The organism is Sodalis-like endosymbiont of Proechinophthirus fluctus (assembly GCF_001602625.1).
GTDB lineage: Bacteria > Pseudomonadota > Gammaproteobacteria > Enterobacterales > Enterobacteriaceae.
The window spans coordinates 1-20,152 of the sequence record NZ_LECR01000039.1; the positions used below are offsets into that span (position 1 = coordinate 1).

12 protein-coding genes, 1 tRNA gene and 5 pseudogenes are annotated in these 20,152 nt (G+C 45.6%); 9 read left to right on the forward strand and 9 right to left on the reverse strand.

Going from position 1 to position 20,152, the window contains the following annotated elements; all coding sequences use genetic code 11:
- Nucleotides 1–534, reverse strand: a 534-nt coding sequence (locus BG74_RS04080; RefSeq protein ID WP_187202592.1) for an AAA family ATPase, incomplete at its 3' end; no start/stop codon positions are given.
- Nucleotides 535–727: 193 nt separating this feature from the next.
- Between BG74_RS04080 and matP the strand changes: the two are divergent.
- Nucleotides 728–1,188 (forward strand): annotated as a pseudogene (gene matP / locus BG74_RS04085) (macrodomain Ter protein MatP).
- Between the two features lie 2,319 nt (nucleotides 1,189–3,507).
- On the opposite strand, the gene ompA reads toward matP, so the two are convergent.
- From ompA to BG74_RS20470, 3 genes are all read right to left on the reverse strand, one after another.
- On the reverse strand, nucleotides 3,508–4,569 hold the full coding sequence (gene ompA / locus BG74_RS04095; protein ID WP_066596788.1) for a porin OmpA: 1,062 nt from the start codon (nucleotides 4,567–4,569) through the stop codon (nucleotides 3,508–3,510).
- A 494-nt stretch (nucleotides 4,570–5,063) separates the two neighbouring features.
- Nucleotides 5,064–5,147, reverse strand: a complete 84-nt coding sequence (locus BG74_RS19520) for a SulA-like leucine-rich domain-containing protein (RefSeq protein WP_369678504.1) — start codon at nucleotides 5,145–5,147, stop codon at nucleotides 5,064–5,066.
- 371 nt (nucleotides 5,148–5,518) lie between these two features.
- A complete protein-coding gene (locus BG74_RS20470; RefSeq protein WP_066596790.1) occupies nucleotides 5,519–5,833 on the reverse strand; it encodes a YccS family putative transporter in 315 nt (104 codons plus the stop codon).
- A gap of 687 nt (nucleotides 5,834–6,520) precedes the next feature.
- On the opposite strand from BG74_RS20470, the gene BG74_RS04105 reads away from it, so the two are divergent.
- From BG74_RS04105 to BG74_RS04110, 3 genes are all read left to right on the forward strand, one after another.
- On the forward strand, nucleotides 6,521–6,787 hold the full coding sequence (locus BG74_RS04105) for a hypothetical protein (protein WP_066596792.1): 267 nt from the start codon (nucleotides 6,521–6,523) through the stop codon (nucleotides 6,785–6,787).
- A 453-nt stretch (nucleotides 6,788–7,240) separates the two neighbouring features.
- A complete protein-coding gene (locus tag BG74_RS12920) occupies nucleotides 7,241–7,384 on the forward strand; it encodes a hypothetical protein (RefSeq protein WP_204376306.1) in 144 nt (47 codons plus the stop codon).
- A 10-nt stretch (nucleotides 7,385–7,394) separates the two neighbouring features.
- A complete protein-coding gene (locus tag BG74_RS04110) occupies nucleotides 7,395–7,667 on the forward strand; it encodes a hypothetical protein (protein WP_066596794.1) in 273 nt (90 codons plus the stop codon).
- Nucleotides 7,668–7,724: 57 nt separating this feature from the next.
- Here BG74_RS04110 and mgsA read toward each other — a convergent pair.
- Nucleotides 7,725–8,145 (reverse strand): annotated as a pseudogene (gene mgsA, locus BG74_RS16595) (methylglyoxal synthase).
- 860 nt (nucleotides 8,146–9,005) lie between these two features.
- Between mgsA and BG74_RS10605 the strand changes: the two are divergent.
- Nucleotides 9,006–9,407 (forward strand): CoA-binding protein, encoded by a 402-nt coding sequence (locus BG74_RS10605; protein ID WP_256364212.1) that lies wholly within the window; start codon nucleotides 9,006–9,008, stop codon nucleotides 9,405–9,407.
- 104 nt (nucleotides 9,408–9,511) lie between these two features.
- Here the strand turns inward: BG74_RS10605 and hspQ are convergent, their stop codons facing one another.
- From hspQ to yccA, 4 genes and pseudogenes are all read right to left on the reverse strand, one after another.
- On the reverse strand, nucleotides 9,512–9,829 hold the full coding sequence (gene hspQ / locus BG74_RS04120; protein WP_066596796.1) for a heat shock protein HspQ: 318 nt from the start codon (nucleotides 9,827–9,829) through the stop codon (nucleotides 9,512–9,514).
- Nucleotides 9,830–9,908: 79 nt separating this feature from the next.
- Nucleotides 9,909–10,086 (reverse strand): annotated as a pseudogene (locus BG74_RS16600) (23S rRNA (cytosine(1962)-C(5))-methyltransferase RlmI); the annotation flags it as partial.
- Between the two features lie 976 nt (nucleotides 10,087–11,062).
- Nucleotides 11,063–11,389, reverse strand: coding sequence for a TusE/DsrC/DsvC family sulfur relay protein (locus BG74_RS04125; protein WP_066596798.1), 327 nt, complete (start codon nucleotides 11,387–11,389; stop codon nucleotides 11,063–11,065).
- Between the two features lie 127 nt (nucleotides 11,390–11,516).
- The gene (yccA, locus tag BG74_RS04130; RefSeq protein WP_066596800.1) at nucleotides 11,517–12,176 is read right to left on the reverse strand and encodes an FtsH protease modulator YccA; all 660 of its coding nucleotides are present in this window, start codon (nucleotides 12,174–12,176) and stop codon (nucleotides 11,517–11,519) included.
- Nucleotides 12,177–12,396: 220 nt separating this feature from the next.
- Between yccA and BG74_RS04135 the strand changes: the two genes are divergently transcribed.
- From BG74_RS04135 to BG74_RS14775, 4 genes and pseudogenes are all read left to right on the forward strand, one after another.
- Nucleotides 12,397–12,484: transfer RNA gene (locus BG74_RS04135), tRNA-Ser, on the forward strand.
- A 5,766-nt stretch (nucleotides 12,485–18,250) separates the two neighbouring features.
- Nucleotides 18,251–18,856: pseudogene (locus tag BG74_RS16605) on the forward strand (LysR family transcriptional regulator); the annotation flags it as partial.
- Nucleotides 18,857–19,254: 398 nt separating this feature from the next.
- Nucleotides 19,255–19,509 (forward strand): annotated as a pseudogene (locus tag BG74_RS19525) (sigma-S stabilization anti-adapter protein IraP); the annotation flags it as partial.
- 435 nt (nucleotides 19,510–19,944) lie between these two features.
- Nucleotides 19,945–20,152: hypothetical protein (locus BG74_RS14775; RefSeq protein WP_204376307.1), on the forward strand; the 208-nt coding region annotated here is incomplete at its 3' end.

Sequence of the window (20,152 nt, forward strand, 5' to 3'; positions counted from 1 at the left end):
GAAGCGCCGCTGCATGATCATCTGCTTGAGCCGCAGCCAGAGCAAAGGTTGATTTACCAGCGCGCTTACACCGATGATAAGGACACCGCCGTTGGCGTAATGCACCAGGCCCGGCTGCAGATCGATCACATCCTGGTAGCAGCGCAGCGCACCAAACAGCGGCTCATATTCCACCCAGGACTGCCACACGCAGGTGTCGCGTGCGGCGAAGTTATCATCAATCTTGGTCGCCGGCTGCTCACTTACACCCATACTGGTCACGACATAGCGGCTGCCGACAACCTGCCCCGATGCCGGCAGGATCTGTTTTACTGTCTCGGCAATTAGCTGAAAATATTCATCCTCTTCTTGTGCCGTTAGCAGCATAAAACGGCTGGGCGAGCGTGAATGGCAAAATTGCGTCAACCCGTCCGTAAGACGGGCCTGAAGCATTGCCAAAGGAGCGGACAGAGGCGGACAAGATTGGTCAAATACCACCGCGAAACTGGCCAGATCGGGCAGTAAATATTTCCATTCTAATTTTTTATTAGTCAAAATGATAAATAACGTCGCTGTTCAGGGAAACGCTGATTATACAAGAAGAGACATTGCTTCGTCTCGGCCTGTTTTGCTCAATGACGCATCACTGCCTCAACCCTCGATGCAGGAGTCAAATGATCGGCATGGACAAATAACAACCAAAAATGCTACCATCAGGCACAGGTTACATAGTTACAGGTGCGCTCCTATGAAATACCAGCAGCTTGAAAGCCTGGAAACCCGATTGGAAGTGGAAATACCTGATTAAAAAACACCGTGAAGGGGAGCGAATCTCCCGTCACGAAGAGAACAGCGCGGCAGTAGAATCTGTTCAGGAGCTTATCAGTTATCAACACCAGCCGGAAAAAATCCTGAAATGGATTCGTGAGTCGATGCATCCCGTGCTGGAAAACCGCATGAAGCCAAACTATTCGGACGCGGCGCAAGCGGTACTTTAACGCTGAACATCAACATACGTGCAAGAAATCTGTCGATCTGGAATACCAGGTTTGGCAACGGTTGGCCGCGATGGCACAGCGACGTGGAAACACTATATCAGAAACTATTATTAACCTGCTAGAAGATGCGGAACGCAAGGAAAAAGCTAACAAAGTCCTGTCGTCTTTGCGCAGCGACCTGAAGGCTATCCTCGGCGAAAAAATCAACTGATTGCCGCAAAGGGCTATGCCATAAGGGCTATGCCCCACCCCTTCTTTCGCGAGACAGCAGTAGGGTCCTATCTTCTGTCGCGCCAATATCGACACTCTATGACCATATTAGCTAATCACATTAGCTAACCACATTAGCACTGTGCGGCGAAATGGAAGATACAGCGATAACGGTGAGATACTGCCATGACGAGGCAACTTAGTCCGGCATAATTACCTGAATTGTGCAATTGATTTATGGTAGTCTGAATAATTCACATAGGCAGAAACGATTGACGGAGATTTTATTGGGTTGAATACACAACTACCCGTTCATATTCCCTTCACGCCGACGCCAAGTTACCACCACATCATCGATTAACGCTTCAGACCCTGCTTCCATGGCCTCCACAAATACCTCTTCGCCCCGCGCTACCGAGCGCGCGCGGCAGCCACCGCCGCGGCATTGGCGCTAACTTTGCCACTGTGACAAACTTCAGCCCATCGTCACTGTCGCTGCCGAGGGTGAATTCTGAGCCTTGAGAAGGCGAATTCGCAACTTCCGTGGTTGTATAGGAATTGCGATGGTGCATGGTATTACGGCTCTATGACCGGGGGGAAGCGATGCATCGGGGAGTTATACAGACCACGTGGCTTGCCCAAATTTTGCATAAATTGCGCTAATTTTACTTTTGATATGTAGATGAGGACGGCAATCGTGCTTACATGTCCTATTATCGGTACCGGATTAGCAGCCTCAATGGCCTGTTGAGTAACGAATGACGCTATCTTCACTCGCTTAGTACGCATATTTTGAATACCCTAACCAGAGATTGTAATAATTATAATTATGGGAATATCTTCTGTTAGCTTTTGGGAGATTAAGGTTAATCGATAATGTATCGCTAAGCACTTTAGATTGATTTAAAAAATTCAACATGGAATCTTCTCTGCTCAAGGGACACCTTGCTGTGAACAATGTTTTCAGTTTGTAATGCCGGATCTTCGATTGCGTCCGATGCGGATCTTAAAATGGTTTGTAAACCCATCTTTTCCTCTCTAAAGGGTGTTAACTTTTTTGCCTTGATCGACTCTTTTTCCTGCGGTGGGTGTGCGTAGCAGGATAGGTTGTTGGTATCATCTTTGGCAGCAAGTGGTGTTTCAACGGTGGCGATGGGTTTCTCTGCAGTATTGGGGAGGTATATCGCGCTTTATTTTCGTGGCATTATTGGGTTTTAGATCTGATAATGTTGCTGGCGCGGTATTATCACTAGAGTGAAAGAAAATAGAAAATTCCTCTCCAAAGACAGTAAAAAGTGGTGGTATACTTCCTTCTTTTCTTTCTGCCTGATAGAGATACTGTTGGGTTAATCCGAGATGAGAATGATCTTGGGGATTCTTCTTGTTTCTCGAGCTCAGATAAATGTATTTTATTATCATTAATATATTCGTTTGTTTCTTTCTCGGTAATTCTAGCCCATATCAAACTTCAATATTGTGATTGAGTCGGAGTCAAATTTGATTCTCATCGATCCTGTGGCTGGAGATATTCACAGATAACGCCCATCATTTTCTCACTATTGCCGGCGGCTTCGAGGGGGGGAGCGACTATCAAACAAGAGTGGGACGGTATCGACAAAGCGCATCATGAGAGCGTCACTCCAACAGCCCTCTCTCTTTGTCTTTCTCCTTCTGCTTAACTAGCCGTTGCGCTAACCAGAGTGAGCATATCTGACAAAATATCGAAAATATGCAACATGCAAGCGTGGTGAGAAGAGAATACCGTGGTGGGGAAATTAACCATTGCGAGGAAAGGTAGAAAAATGTTTGAGATTTTCTCTAATGTCTGAAAAATTATCGCTTTTCAAACCCTATAGTATGCCTCATAGCGCTGGTATTTTCCCCTATGTCACGTGGCGACTGCGCGGCTCGTCTACAACAGCCTGATACACTTCGTTGTTGTATTAACGTCAGCGGCTTGACGACGATTTAATGGCGAAAGGTCTCATCGAGAATGAATTATCTCTTATTACGTTGAAGAGGTGCACACCAGCGTCGGCATATCAATAAATTCGGAAAATGCAGCAGGGCCAGTGGCCCTTGTATAGCGACGATGCGTGTCATTGACTGTAATGAGCCAAGATAATGTACAGGGGAGGTCGTCTATAGGGAATTGAAAACATTAGCGGCCCGATGGGTGCCGGATACAGATTATGTGCCGCAGCCATAACTTAGTCGCAAAAACATTAACTAGCAATAACCTACGTCTCCGCAGCTGAAAAAAGGGGTTAACCTGAAATATAAACCCCAATGAAGCGGGGTTTATAAGCGTCACGATAACTTAAGTCTGCGGTTGGATTACCACATCTTTGATGCCTTTCACTTCGATCTCTGCTCGACGATCCGGGGCCAGGCAGCTGATGATTGGGGCACGGCCTTTCGCGCTGTTACAGGTATTGCCAGTAACTGGGTTAGATTTACCCATACCGCGTGCGGAAATTTTGTCGGAAGGGATACCTTTAGAAACCAGGTAGCTTACGACGCTCTGTGCGCGCGCCTGAGACAGTTTCTTATTGTAGGCGTCGGAACCGATACGGTCGGTGTAGCCAAGAATGATAATGGATCCGTCTTTCGGATCCATCGAGCTCAGCTGGGAGTACAACTGAGCCAGCGCTTGCTGACCTTCCGGTTTCAGCGTGGCTTTGTCAAAGCCGAACAGCACGTCAGACTTCAGGGTGAAGCGCTTGGTCTGAACAACTGGAGCCTGGGTCGGAGTAGTTATATCGTCCTGGCCAAAGCGGTATAACACGCCAACGCTCAGCATAGAGTTATCAGGACGGGTACCGACGGTATCGGCATCACCGATGTTGTTAACCCACTGGTAGTCCAGACGGGTAGCCCAGTTTTTAGTCCAGGCATATTCTAGACCTACAGCGGCTAGCGGGGAAAAGCCGGTATCGTGGTCGCTTACGCGGCCTGCATTGCCGTTGTTATAAGCGCCCTTGGAATCAGCACGCCATACCATGCCGCCCAGACGGGTGTAGATGTCCAGGTCGTCGGTCAGCGGGTAGCCCAGCTTGGCGGCCAGGGAAATACCCTGCGCTTTGAAAGCACCATTTTTTTTCATGCTGCCTTTGTACGCCATACGGCCCAGCCAGTCGTATCCCAGCTCGAAACCAAGGTACTGGTTCGCCTGATATCCGACGAAAGCACCTGAGCCTAACTGGTCATCACGGGTAGGACCGTTGCCGATGTGGTTGTCGAAACCGTTACCATAGAAACCGGTATCGTGGTACTTTGACCAGCTCAGTTTGCCACCAGCGTACCAGGTATCATCTTTCGGAGCAGCTTGTGCTACGGTTGCAAAACCTGCCAGTGCCACTGCAATAGCTGTCTTTTTCATTGGTTGTGCCTCGTTATCATCCAAATAGGCAATGAGTTTTTAAAGTTAATTTTAGAAATCTTGTTACCGGCGTTCGTTCTCACACTCTGTGCATTGCCATTAAAATAGCGTTATAGAGCAACCCCGGCGAATTAAAGTCTACAACGAAGTAGGAAACTTACAAGTAAGATGTAGTAATCCGCTAATAAAAAAGCGTTCAGGGCAACAAACGAGGAAAAGGGGCAAAAAACGTTGCGGAGAGGAAATAAAATTGTCTCTAATCCAAATATATACTGTATTTAAAAAATTTAAGAAAATAAAATTCTAGTAAAATGGTATTTTTACCAGATAAAAACCTAGTTTTAACTTAATGATACAAAATTGAGTGAATTTTTAACTCTGAAAATTGCCCGAAATGACGATTCGAGCCGTTTTGTGGATATATGATGAAACCGGAAAGCTTCCGCCTTGCTGGGCGGCATTTCTACAAACGACACTTATCCGTTTCCGACAGCTCAGCGGGAAATCCACTCCAGAATGATACTGAAATTGCCGGTGAGTAAAGATTTTTCCATTGCCGTGACGGTATCGAACGCCAACAGCTGACGCAGAAGCGGCAGCAGAATATGTCAGACCACCGGCTGATCTTCGATATAAACCACTTCGCTGATTCCTCCCTGTGTCAAAGGCACATTCACGCTTTCAAGCTTGGGCAACCGCGACGGCCTGCGCTGGTAATAGGTGTGGCAAAAGGACGAGTTTGCATTGGATATCTATTCCTATGCTACTATATAAAAAGATAATATCCCAGGATGCGCAGTAATAAAATTAACCAAAAAATTCAATCGGTATTGCAGATCCATGAATAGGTATTTATGTAGGGAGAATTAAGTTGATAGCCTGGTGCTGCGGGACGTGACGCAGCAGTGGCAAGGATCCCGTTATACCTGATGTCACTTCGGTCGGAATCTTACTCTGCTGCGCTATCAACCGGTTGCGTCCGGTCAATTCGGGGAGCAGAGCCGGCTTTCTGCATCACCAGCTTTTCCCGGGCTCCTGGCTCCAGGCTCCAGCTGTGCGGATACGCGTCGGCAGGTTTTCGTACTCCTGGTTGACGCGCCTGAAAAGCATCGCCGTTCTGATGATGTATGACATCGTCCACGTAACAGGTAGCGTCATAAGGATATTTGCTGGATTGCCGATAAGCCCCGGTATGAGCACCGAGGGTGGAAATATAACTGAGAAAGGTATGACTCAGACACAATAAGTGGAAGGAGTGATCCATAAGCTCCCCGCCCGGTTTTCGGCGGACATATTCGACAATACCGACGCTAGTGCCGCATCACGGTTGTGTGCGTCCCAGCGTGCTACGTGATGGCCGAGGCGGGTTGTCTTTGTCTTGATGGTATTGTACCAAAATGGCATCCAGATAGCGGCAGTTGACGGTCAGGTTTTTTCACCACAGGGCGATCAGGCTCCAAAATCGCCAGTCAGGCCAGGTAATACTTACTGCAGCTCAGGTCATGGCGCAGCCCACTATAAGGTATCAAATAGCCGCGATAGCGTGACCTCAAAACCCTCGCCGACTAGGTTGAAGTAGAGCATCACCAGCAGGGTGATAAACAGGGTGACCTAGTTTTAGCTGTTGCTAAAGGCAAAAAACAGCGTGCCGTTCAACACAATAAAAGCACCAGCTGACCTTCAGTAGACGGTAAAAATACAGCACCAGCAAGCCAGTCAATACCCCGGCAACGGTGCCTATAATACGCAGTGGCGGCCGCTGTAACACTGTCGCTGCCCGTCGCCTGGCTGTCAGGTTTTGCTGCTGGCGTTCGGCCGCCAGGCAGCGCGGGAAATAGACGATCGCCTGAGGCAGTGGCTAGATGTGGATACGATTCAGGCAAGCACCTTTCATGCCTTGGCGCTAATGATTGTCCTTCAAGGCAGTAAAAGGCGCCGGCCATAAGTCAGCTTGAAAGCGACGGCGCCGTGTGGCGTAAGCTGTAAGCTGCTGATTGACCATTGGTGGCAGCAGTGGATTGGCGAGGACTGGGCTGGGAAGTGCCAGTCGGACGGCGATTTCTGGCAAAAAGATAAACTAGCTAACCGTATGACAGGACGGCTAGAACGCTGGATCGGGCTGATTTATTTGCACGGCGGCAGCCAGGACGAGATGATAGATGCGTTGCCTGATGAATTGCAAGAACGGTTTCAAAAACGCGTCCGTCTGCGCTGCTGACGCCGCTGCTGAAAGCCTGGAAAAGACATTAAAAGAAGAGGGTGCAGGCAGTAGGCCTTTTTACAGAATATCCAATATCCACCGCCACCGCCTGGTAGATATTCTGTAAAAAGGGCCGCTTCGTGAGCCCATGGAAACATATCCTGGTGGGTGAGTTTTCAAGATCTCGCCCTAGAGTTCCAGGATTATTACCGCTCTGTGCCAACATACTACATTGTTCGCCGTCGAGGATAATTAGCAAACGATCTGCTGCTTCAGCAGCGAGGAACTGACGTTGACCACCGCCTTCAGCATGAGTTTTGGAGGCGGTGATCCGCTGGCTCTAGATACTACTTACCGCTTCAATCAACGTATTGGCGAAGTGGCAAACCAGTTTTTGCAGTAAAAATCCAGTTTCAACTGGCAAAGCCGCTCAACGGCCTGACCCGAGGCGGCAAAAAAGCGTTGTTGATCATGCACAAAGATCAGCTTGACGCGCTTTTAAACAAACTCAACGGTTTCGTCACGCGGGCGCAACACATCCTGGTGCCGGCACGTTATCACCATCTGCTGCATCCGGCACGGCTGGCGAAAGCGGAGACACGCTGCTCAACCTGACATTGATTTTATGACTATCTATGCCAGTAAAGGGCATCAAGAGGAGTATGTAATCATTGTCGGCATTAACGATGGAGGTGATGGTTTTCCTGCCCCGGCGAGGGAATTGATTATCGAACAGGTTCTCCTTCCCCAACCGGAAGACTACCTGAACGCGGAAGAGCGTCGCCTGCTGTTACGTGGCGCTTACCCACTCCAAAGAGCAGGTCTGCCTGCTAAGGCGAACTCCTCAGTATTCATTGAGGAACTGCTAAGTAGGGATTCCGCGGGCGAAAAAACCTAAGCGGCGCATATCGTATCATGGCGCAGATTTAGCTCCGTTAAAAGGGCAGGCACTCTGTTAGATAACACGTTGATAATCGGGGATAGCGATCGCCACGTCCTGATGGAAAAAGAGCGAAGCTTATTAGAAAATCGGCGGTAGAGAGCGGTTAGTGGCCACGCGGATACTCCACACACCGTCGCCAGACGCAACAGCGCTTTGATATCCGGCCCCGTGCAGAACGGCATGTAGCGGATCACAGAAGAAAATCATCATATAGATTTTGCCTTCGGAAATCGGGGTATCTACCTATTGATCACCCTATCAGGCCACTGAGCATGCTGTTGATTGGCAAACCGGTTTCAAGCTGTACTAGATTGCCAGTGGTGCCGGTTGCGTACAACACATGTTCTGAAAGTTGCGCTTGTTAGTTCTCCACCCAGTTGAGCAGAGACTATTTACAATGATTGTGCGCCACCAGCGCGATATGTTTGCGCATGATAATGTACAGATGGTTGATTCCATGTCTAGATCCTTAAGTCAGAGATAGTCTGTCTATATAGACTACTGAAACTCTATTTCAATGCAAAGAGACAAATCGGCAAGTCGCTAAAAAAGCGCCGTTTATTTTGTCTCATCGCCAAAGGCTGACTGGCGTTGGCGCACCAAGCAAGAAAATTTTCCCGACTGGCCAAATCGGCCTGCAAAAACTAGAAGCGCAGTGTTTGCTCCACCTCTACGCTCGTAGAATCTACGCGGGATAGACCGTATCGCCTGATGGGGGAGCTCGGCACCACCTACACCCATGGCAGGTGGTTATATTGCTCTAACGCGGCCAGTAAACCGTTTTTTTCCGCGTCGAGCCGGCTGACGCTGACCGGAAGCGGTTTCTGGCCTTGATTCTGTAGGCCGATCAGCAGATGACGGCAAAAACGTTCTCCCTCCGGCGTGGCTTGTCAACTTTGACAGTACAAATTTCATCATCCATATAAATAATTAAATTTTTTCAGTGAGTTGCATAGTTTTCGTCATCATATGGAAACCTGGTTAAGATGCATAAACCCATAACTAGGATAGGATGCGCAGGAAGTTCATTATCTCACCTTATCATAACACACACAGAATAGTTAACTATATATTATTTATTTCTACTGACGAAAGGTGTTTTTACTGGGTAGTGTACACTTAACATACCTTTTTTTCGCGTAGAACCGCCATGACAAACATGAAATTAGCGACATTCTGCAGACGATCGCTCTGGTAAGTGCTAGCGATAATCCCTAGCCACTACGTCATGGACTATTTATTGACCCATGGCTATCGGGGTTTACCCGGTGAACCCGACTCTGGCAGGGAAAAATCCTTCTAGAACAGACTTGTTACGCCAATTTGGCGGAGATCCTTGCCAAAATCGATATAGTGGATGTCTTTCGTCGCGCTGATACGGTTTACGACCTAACGCAGAAAGCGAATGCTATTATGCCGACGTGTTGTGGCTGCAGTTCGACATCATTAATGAGCAAGCGGCTGTTGGCAAAGAACATCAGAATGAAAGTGATCATGGATCGCTGCCAGAAAATTGAAATCTCGCGACTGGAACTTGGACCACTGAGCGTTGCTGGTGACGGGAAACCGGAATTCCAAGAGTCAACACAGGCAAAATGCACCGATGGTCAGAGTGTGGTCGAGAAAAACCACGATCTCGCTAATGGGTCACTGCGCGCAGGAGGAGATGGGTTCAGTCAACAGCCGGTGACGTGAAGAAACCAACTTACGCCACGGCTCTTTGCTAGCGCGACAATATTGAATATTACATACTAGCCCCAGGAGCGAAAGAAAATCAGGTTGCGCGCGGTCCTTGGAGGTTAATTTCTCAGACGGGGCGCCTGGAGTTGTTGGCGGATGGATTCGGCCAACTCATCCAGCGTCGGCTGTTCGGGATGGACTGGAAACGATTCATACCCAAGCTGTGCTTCCGCCAGATAGGTATGCACTGGTTTTCCCTCCTCATCTTCCATCACTACATGATACCAAGGGGTCGTGCGTAGGCTATCGTCAGCCGCAATATCATCCAGAGAAGGCTTCTCTAGGGAGTATTCCGGATCCACATCGATAATAACCCCTAGGTACCCCAGCAGCTTATGCCGGACTTGCTGCCCTATGCCAAATTTGCTGGCAATCATGAGACCACCTCCAGTGAAAAGTATATCTTATACTTAATATGGGGGAGGTGTCGGGGAATTCAAGGAGTCAGAACGTAATTTAGCCGAGCAGGTTAAACCCCTTCAGATACAGTCCTTCAGGATAAGCTCCGGCAACTGAACCGGGTGGCGATCTGGCGAAGCTGTTCAATAAACTGCATTTCTCGGCCAACACCAAGCGTCGCGTCCGCAAGAATATTCTGAAATAAATAGGTGGTCATAAAACTTAGGCGGATCCCAGGATGATCATATCAAACTGTTCATCATCCTCATGATAACACTGCATCATCCTCATGATAACACTGCAACATCCTCATGATAACACTGCAACAACCGAAAATATCGTCCCAGACGAAACGGGCGCGCGACAAATCCAACTGACTTTAGCGCTAGGTTTTGCTGCGCTATATCCAAGTTTGCTGAGAGGTATTTATTAGCGCCGCTAACAGAGTGGTGCTCTGATATTCGGCACTGGTGGAAGCAGTTGCAGCACCAGAAAATCACTATAGCTATCGATAGCATAGTAATGCTGAGTAAACTATCATATTCACCAGTGATCAGGTGATAGCTATCAAGATCGTCTCGCGCCGCCAAAAACGTGGATAGACGCTGTGCGATCTGTCATTAAGAATCGTACCTTAACGGTAAAACGCTGATGCCTGCTGACGGCTAGTAGTCGATGTAAAAGTCGTTAAAATCACCAAGGCTTCCGTTGCGCGGTTCGGTAAGAATTTTATATCCACCCGGGCGTGCGCCGCGACCACCTTGCCGTAGCTAGATCAGCAGATTCTTAACCCGCTCACTTTCACCGTAGGTCAAGACTTCTACGCTGCCGTCATCCTAGTTACAGACATGATTGCTCAGTCTTAATTTTTTCTTTGCTTAATGTAAAGTGGCGTACCGAAATCCGACACCTTGCACTTGCCCATGGATTTAGGCCGCTGTAGATATCTTTGTCATCGTTTCCTCCTACCGGACGGCGTAGGTTGCATTCAGCCGCGCTTATTCGTAAAATAGCGCCCTTTAGATAGGGGTTTTAAGCCTAGGCGATATAACAAGGTCAGCTTTAGCCGTTGGGAAAGTCGAGCCCAAAAGGGGATACCTTGTGAACACTATTTCTTGCTGCTTAGTTGACCGCACGAACAGTGATGGGATGGCACACAGGACGCAGCATTATCGTTCATTACCAGCAGTACTGTATATAGTGATGTGACGTTAAAGGCATCTCACAGGTTTGGGTAAGCCAGCGATTTTCGTTGCCTGCTTGGCAGGGCCTTGTGGAAACAATCGGAAAAGGTAACGACTGTTCCCTTTCTCCTCTCCGTAAGCTTGCGCCATGGCCTTCACCAGCATCCGCACGGCCGGCGACGTATTGTATTGTAAATAGAACACGCGTACAAAATGGATTACCTGCCAGTGGGCTTCGCTAAGGGTAATCCCTTCGATGCGGGCGATTTCCACTGCCAGCGCTTCGCTCCAGTCCTGCGGGTGGATCAAGTATCCCTGAGCATCAGTTTTGATTTCTGCGCCTTTAAACTCCATCGATTCCCGCCCAAGATCAAATGATCTCATTGAGACAAAGGATAGCAAATCCGCTAGGTATAAAATACCTACCCCTCCTATGGGTGTACCGGCGCACCCATAGGAGGGGGATGATTAAAACGAGGTATCAGTTGCTGCGCATGCCGCCGAAGAAGCTCAGCAGGCTGACGAAGATATTATACAGCGATACATAGAGGCTGACGGTAGCACGGATGTAATTCGTCTCCCCACCGTGGATGATATTGCTAGTTTCCCACAAGATCGCGCCAGAGGAAAACAGAATAAACATGACGCTTATTGTCAGCGACAGGGTAGGAATGTGCAGGAAAATATTAGCGATGACCGCAACCAGCAGCACCACGAAGCCGGCCATCATCATTCCCGAGAGGAGAAACATATCCCTGCGAGTGGTGAGAATATACGCCGAGCAGCAAAGGAATACCAGCGCGGTGCCTCCAAGTGCCAACATAATGACGTCCCCCGCACCGGACGCCAGCAGCATACTCAGTAGCGGTCCCAGGGCATAGCCCATAAAACCGGTCAGGGCGAAAGTAGCGAGAATACCCGCCGGACTGTTGGCCAGACGATACGTCAGGAACAATAGTCCGTAAAAACCGACCAGCATCAGGATCAAACCGGGTGCCGGCAAACGCATCAATGTACTTGCAGCGGAGGTAAGAGCCGAAAACGCTAACGTCATCGACAACAAGAAATAGGTATTGCGCAGCACCTTGTGGGTGCTTAATAGCGAATGCTTACGCGAGGACGTCGCAATCAAATGATCCATAATCTGTCTCTCATCATAAAAAGTGTGCCAAGAATATCTTATCCGAGATTAATAGCTTGCCACCGTTGTGCCTATGGCTTTTACCCATCTTTACGCATCAGCGTCTACGAAGGTGGACAAAGCATAAGAGGATAGCAGACTCATGGCAATTTTTCAGTCGATTAGCGTAAAAAACGCTCTTTACAACCGGAATAACTTTGTTTATAGTTCGTTTCGTTGCGGAGGGGTGGCCGAGTGGTTGAAGGCACCGGTCTTGAAAACCGGCGACGCACAAGCGTTCTAGAGTTCGAATCTCTACTCCTCCGCCATCCCCACCACCGCTTGAAAAGCTTTCATATTTCCACAGCTATTGGTGTCGCTGCATCCACCGCTTCCACTTGTTGGCGCCTTGTATTGTTGGCGCCTTATATCGACTTTCTGAATTCCTTAGCTGATGAATAACAGCGATGCATGATGAGCATACATGGCGCCAGCACTCATCGGGTCTGCACCCATGATTCGCTTGTTATTGACATACATTTACGACTTGTCTCTGCCGGCGACCGGTTCAGGACAGTCCTATCACCCGTCCTCTGTGAAAAGAGAAGACACCTGTGAGCCGAAATGTGAAACCGTCGCGACAAGAAGCCTCAAAGAGTTGTTACAGGTGCCAGCAGAACAGCGGCCGGCGCAGAAATTAGCCATATACTATGTTAATGAGTCCTCAAAAAAAAGCGTGCCGGCGGCGGAGCAGGCTTATGTGTCTCGCTGGAAAAAATAGCAGAGGCAGAGAAAAAAACACTATCAAAAGAGCCTAAGAAAGGCCTTCCATCAAACCTTAGTGAAATCCGCCATTAGTAACTATCTAGCGGGTAGAGTGAACCATGCGGTACAAGCAGTGCAATACACTGCGACAACGGGGATAAACCCGCAGACATCTTAGCCAACTTTATCACGTGGGAAATTCACTTCATTGATGGTAGAACATGCAAATTATCACCCGACGCCTGAAGAAATGGCTTAGATAGACGCGCTGGCGGCAACGGCAAGGCTGTCCTTTGAACAGACGGAGAACACATTATTGCCCGCGATCCAACGCGAGGGAGAGCTTATCCAACCGGGAAAAAACCCGCCCTAAATGAGAGAGGGATTTTCAAAAAACAAGCTACCTTACCAAAACAAAGGTAGAGTTTTCCTAAGAAGATGTAATAACAGTGAGCATTACAATAACCTCCGAAGGCGCCATCGATCTCTACGGCACATTCGCAGCGCTCAGTGGAGGGGTATCGGCAGCACGCGAGAGTTACGCGGTACGTTGCGGGTATTAACGAGACGCTAGCGGATATTAATTCAAAACGGGTGGGAATACGGCGCTTGGAAAAAATACAAAAGACATCGTTATGCACCGTAAAATGACGGGTTAGATGCCGCGCAAGCCCAGCATGCTACGAAAGTATAGACAAAAGCCATGTTACCAAGGCGAAAGCAAATTTAGAGACCAACATATCGCACGGGGCAAGGTTTGCTGCGACGGATATTACCATCCAGGCCGCTAATGCCAAGCGTGTATTGAAAGAGTATGTTGGTGAGGCTAGGATAAGCAGAGATATGGCACAGCGATTAGCACGGATAAAGTCGCTGCATAACGAGGCGATGTGCAACTTGTCTGAGATAAGCAGTGCAGTGCCCTTGACAGCGTTGATGAAGCAGAGGACGACGCCGAAATTAAATTAAGGGAAATCGTGGAGAAAGTTAGACCAATAAAGCGCTAACAGGCACGAAAGAAGCGGCAGCTGTAGTGAAGTGAGAGATTAAATGTTCGATATCGCAATACAAAGCGGTGAGTGTTGACACCTCGGACCCAATTTAAGAAAAGGTGAGTGATGGACGAGTTCAGGGGAAAATGGAGTATTGCTTAGGTCTTGCGCGCTAGTTTCCCCTTTGCCACCAGCACCGCGTTTTTTAGCGTGGATGTAATAAAAATGTTAATAATGGCGGTTTACAACCGATCCTCGCAGGAAAACCCAGAGCCTCTCAGGATAGGCTCAACCGCTGGTTGAGAGCCTATCCTGAGGCTGATTGGTGGTCGACGAATCACTCTGTGCCGACTAAGACGTATAAGCGGCAAAAAGCAAGGCGGACCTCATAATGATAATATACCACGGCCAGAGGCGCGGCTAAATTCGTATCATCGCTGTTATTGCTGCTTAGATCCTTACTGAGCTGACAGCGCGTTAATGGCGCGAGGTTGCTGTGAGTGTGACTTGACAGCTAATGAATAATTCTTGGATTATCGATGAATTTGATACTAATAAGATTAGCGCTGACGGTGGCGGACTTCGTTTCCGAAAAAAGCGGATTATCTCGTAACAAGAGCTGAATTTTTCATTTAGGATCGTACAAATAATCGAAGAGTACTTGAATCAAGTTATGATATGATTGGCAATTAATTTTCTTAATGAAGATAAAATTTTTTAGGAGAGGGTTCACGACAAGATTCTTGCTGATGTCGACCATTTACAGGCCTTCTTTAAGGAACTCTAGAAAATAAGTAAGACGATTATTATCGACCACCATAGAGACTACCTGGCAAATCGCCAATGTCATCTAATAGATTATTGCTGGCCAATAGTGAAATTAATGACTATAGCCAGTAGAACAGGGATCGTGATCGCATTATCACTCACATTTAAATATAAAATAGCCGGCGCCAATTGGGTAATTTCTCACAATTTTCATTGACGGGATTCTAGCCACTCTAGCAGCGTGGGGAGCGTGGCAGGCAGATGATCTAACGGATTATAGTTGACCATTAGCAGCTTTAATATGCTATACAGGGGAATTAACAAAACATGAAGAAAATTATCACTTACATTAAACTATATACGATCGGTCAAAGATAATTTTTATTAGTTCTACAAGTTAGTTATTCTGCATATTCAAACTCTCAAGCTGGATGAGGGAAACCAGAAATAATGTGCTCAGATGATTATAGCTGGCATTGATATAGCGTAAACAGGTCGGGACATAGGATGACCAGTCGTGCAGTTTGCAAATGGATAGGCTCAACTTACTACATTTTTAGTGTAGAAATTCTGTAACGCGTTTAAGAGCATTGCTAACTGTTTCATCTTCATTGGATTAGCGAGAACTAAATCTATATCTATAATTGTTGACTGATATGCGAAATGGGTAATTAATAGTGGCGTCATGATTTCACTCTCACTGCGTGGGCTACAGCAGGTTATCGTTATTCTATGCAAAATAATTTAAATTTCATTTTTTTAAAAAACCTCTTCGTTGAAAAAGGCACATGTTGTGAGGAGGTTGTGCCATGAAAACCTCATGATTAAATATCATCTTAAAAATAAATATAATGAAATAATTCATCTTTCGTTTCGTGATTCCATAATGGAAATAGTAATTTTTTACTTTAAGATAATACCTATTCCTACGAGGCGTAGGTAAGAGGGTATAACAATATCTATTCCGGTAGCATAATATTATTTTGTAACTTTAAAACTTGCCAAATCAATATTGTATTTCTTAATAGTTATCTGATTTCTACCATCTCTGTAATGAGGGATAACATAATAATCACGCTGAACACATAGATCAGAAAATTAGACTCTGAAGTGATTCTAGATAAATAACTCACTGCCTTTATAGACAAGGGTCAAATAGTAAGGATCATTAAAATCAAACAGTACACCGTCTTTTAGTAATCGTGTGCCTGTGATATGAACTTCGTCTTCAAGTGTATTGGATCTAGTTATCGACAATTTAACAACCAGGTTTTTGTCACAGAGCATCTTCGAAAAAAATGAAAGTTACAATACAGTGACTCGTGATACAACCTGATGGTTGCTTTGTATTTAAGCCAGGGGCAGGCGCTTATCAGCGTTTCATCAGTTCTGAGCAGATGATTTTCAGGATCTAACGTAAGGGTATTGCTGCCCACTTTATTGTTTTCCAAAATTTTACCCTCTTCAATGCGTACGAGACCCGCTATCGAATTCGGTTGAATTACTACTTTCTTCCTTCTGCAGAAAAATGCAATAATTGGAGATATAATGGGATAAAACTTATATCTTCAATGGCGTCTTTGACCTGCGTCGTATAATATCTATTCCATTTGATTCAATGCCACGTAGCGTAGAACCAGCGACTTGACTTTGCTACCCGCAACACTTCTTAAACAACATACTGTCGAAAAAAATAACTTCCTTCTTCCAGAGAGCTTGTGTAGCGATAGATAATGGTCGTACCCAGGATGCTGTGGGCCACGCTGAGTTGTTGATATAGCATTCTGTATCGTTTGTTTGAAGCGCCATTTACCATATTTCTTAGCAGCACTAAATTGCCAATTTTTACATGAAAAACGCTAAAAATATCAGCGTTATTCAGGTAAAATTACTAGCTGTGATAAGATACATTTCTAGCGCACGTTCGATATGCATGAAGTAGACTGAAGATTTTTTCATGATCAATTGATAACTTATCAATAAATCGGGTATCGCCATGATGGGGCAGCATGACTGCAAGGCAATACCTGAGTCGTCCAGCTTTCCTTGATGCTAAGAGGCCTAAGATATCTAGTGAAGGCTTCTCTCATGAAATTTTTTGCTACGATCCTCTCTTTTGTCGTATTATTTAAAGGCCGATAAACAGAGCAAGGATCCAGGATTAATCGGTATTTTCTGCCGGTGAAGAGAGGGTCTCTTTCATGGAAAAATTGGACATAAGCGCCAGGTTTTGGTTGCGCTTGGCTTCCAGACTTATTGAGGTATGCGATGTATTACATTGAGCGAAGGTGGTAATATTGTTAATTTTAATTAAAGATTTGACCTATAAATGTCGGGTGTCCATGGTGTGCTTGTTCAACGTCGGTGAGAGGTCCATATTATATTGTCTCAATTCATTCATGGTTTTTTTGATTACATGCAAACTGATTTTTCCAAGCCGGTAGGTAAACTCTACGTGCGCCTATTGAGCCTATGCATTGTCTTTTAGCAATACACGGGCGCAAGTATAGATCCTGTTGTGTGCTTAAAGTCCTACCCCAAGAAGGTATTACCTTTTCAAGTAATGTTCTTTTTTTAACACCAGACGCGTGGAATAACCGGTTCTGGTGACCTGTTTAATCATTGCAGGTTTCACTTCGTGGCAACAGTGGGGAGATAAGTTGGGTAGGTCTCATTCCTGCCGTGCAGGAATGAGAAAACTACAAACATTGTTAGCGATTGGCAAACGTAAGTAGCGTCAGCCAGTTTTTGCTAAAAAACAAGCAGCTTGTTAAGTGCAGCAAATTCTTTCCGCTTAACATTATGGTCGGTTTAAAGTATGTATAAGTGTGTTCCCATTGTAGAGGAAATAATTCTTTTTCATAGCTATTATTTACATCTATTATCTAATAATATGTCTTGTTCCTATTTTGTATTTGTCAAATAAAATGAAATGTGATATTTTAATATACTGATTATAATGAATAAAGTTACATAAATAATGGAAATAATATGGAAAAAGAAGTAATTATTACCTTATTCATAGGTTTTCTGTGATTGATAGTGAGATATAAAGGTTTTATAGGTGGTTTAATAATTAAACCATCTCTTATAATGGTGATTTCCATTGTTGTAAAATTTTTCCCGTTTTTTTATTTGATCAATATAGTCATTATCGCTCTATGCGATATATTCTGTAGTCATCTGGTAAGTAATGTTTTTCTATAGGATAATTTTAAGTCTCTTTTTATCGAAAAAATATAAGACGTTTTAATGATAAGATGTCAGCGGTTTATCTTGCATGGGGCCTATATCCTTATGCTCGCGCGTCGTAAAGAAGACAGTTTATCCATTTGCAACCATCCCCATAGGGTCAACTTATGCCTTGTTATGGTGCAATACCTTGTCTCATCAGGGATCGGCAGCATCACTTGCGCAACTAAGAAAAAATTCCTTATCATCTATAAGTTATTATGATTTAAATAGTTAATTTGCATTACAAAGTAATTTTCAGACCCGATGCGCGGATTGGTCTACTATTTACATTAGTTATCTCATCAATTCTGGCACAGCTGTACGGCGGAAGCAGAAATGAATTTAAGACGACTCAAGTGCTTTGTAAAAATCGTCGATATCGATAACCTGACACAGGTAGCGGAAGTTCTGCATATAGCGCAATCGATGTTAAGTCAGCAGGTTGCCACTCTGGAAATTGAGCCTGATCAGAAATTGCTAGTGCGCACTAAACACGGTGGACACGCCCATCGAAGCGGGGAAAGTCCTCTATTCTCACGCCCACGCCATCCTTCAGCAATGTAAACTTGTGCAGAGGGTAGGGTGGTCGGCAATATCTGGCAGATTGTGAGTGGTCAGCTGGACATGGTCATATATTATGATACGGCAGTATTTAGCGGCGTAAGCAGTGTATCTCTGCTGAAGAAGATCCTTTTTTTGTGGGAACCATAACAATCCAGGCGGAAGTATAGAGCTAAGCGACGTGACGATACGAGAACTTTTCCTGCCACGTGATTTTTCTATCATCCAAAAATGGTGGATGAAGCCTTTTCCTTGCGCCGATTAAGTGCTACAATCTTCAGGGAGATAGGATCTATTGAAACACTGATGGCAGTGGTGGTCAGCACGACGAACACCTGGATAGCGCGCATCATTAGCCCCGGCATGCTGTTGCCGCTGACGCCTCACCACATCGTCTCGTTTGTTGTTTTTACTCGCCGACTCAGAGGGTGAAAACCTTGATGATGCCCATGACTGTGCAGCCGGTATCGGAGAAATAGACGCTACCACTGGCCAGTTGAACATCATCTTGACACGAATAATCTGCGGAAAAAAGAGGCTTTCCTAGCGGGAAGTGCTTTTATCGACCAATTTTTATTGGGTTAAATAGTAGAGTCTGATGTTCAATACTTAATGTTCTCTTGATATTAAATAACAATATCAATTTTTTTGCATTCTAGAAAAGGGCTGTATGATTGAGCTTTTGCCCATCATGGGAACCCGTCTTTTTACCTTTCTGGGAGCCAGAATGAGTAGGTTACCTTCACAATCGCTGATCCGTTTGGCTTAAAAAGGCTGCGGAAAAGGAATTGCTCGCGCTGGTACAACTCCTTGAAATCTTGATCGCAGTATTAATGTCATCCCTCTTCCCTGATAAACTGAACGAACTGGTCGGCTCGATAAATATGGCCATGAAAAGAGCCTGCCGCGCAATCTCGAAGCTGGGCACAACGCGGATATTGAGTTACTCAACAATAGTATTACGCATATTACGGCGGCATCTCGCCTGCACTAAGTCGATGAAGACTTCGGTCGAGCATTGTCTCATAGGCTAAGTGGCATGCGCACGAGAGTAAAGCCGATAAATTTTACCCGAAGATGTGCTAATTCAATTTGATAATGATATACAGATAATACTTATCTTATTAATTACTTTTAATATTTATTTTATTTGGACTAATTATTATACCGTTCGCGGAGTACTAAATTTAGCGATGCTATAATGCTAGTCGGTTTTTCCACTGCATGAAGTCATCTCTACCCTTCATAATGAATGTACTAGTTCCTAGTATAATATTTTGATTATCAAGATAGTGTTTTTTTAATTATTTTTATATTTAAAATAATTAAAAAACTATGTTAATTTTTGGGAAGATTTTCGAAGAGATCTGCACGGGGAAAGGTGTCCACTCCCGTGGAGGATACTCAAGAGGCAATGGAAAAATTCTAGAAGATCGCTAAGGCGATAAGTTTTTGCGGACAGCAAACAGTTGGTAGAACAGTGCCAGTTTGGTATCGAGGACTTTTCAGAACGACTGATGTTTTCCAAGGTAACGGTTACCGGTGGCATAAATGAAAAGAGCAAGAATTTTTACGAAAGCGCTTTGATAGCAGTTAGCAAAAGCCGGGTAAGAGATAGCTCTCAGATTTGCCACCGTTATTCCAGGGCGGTTTCTCCTCGACATCATTTACGCGCAT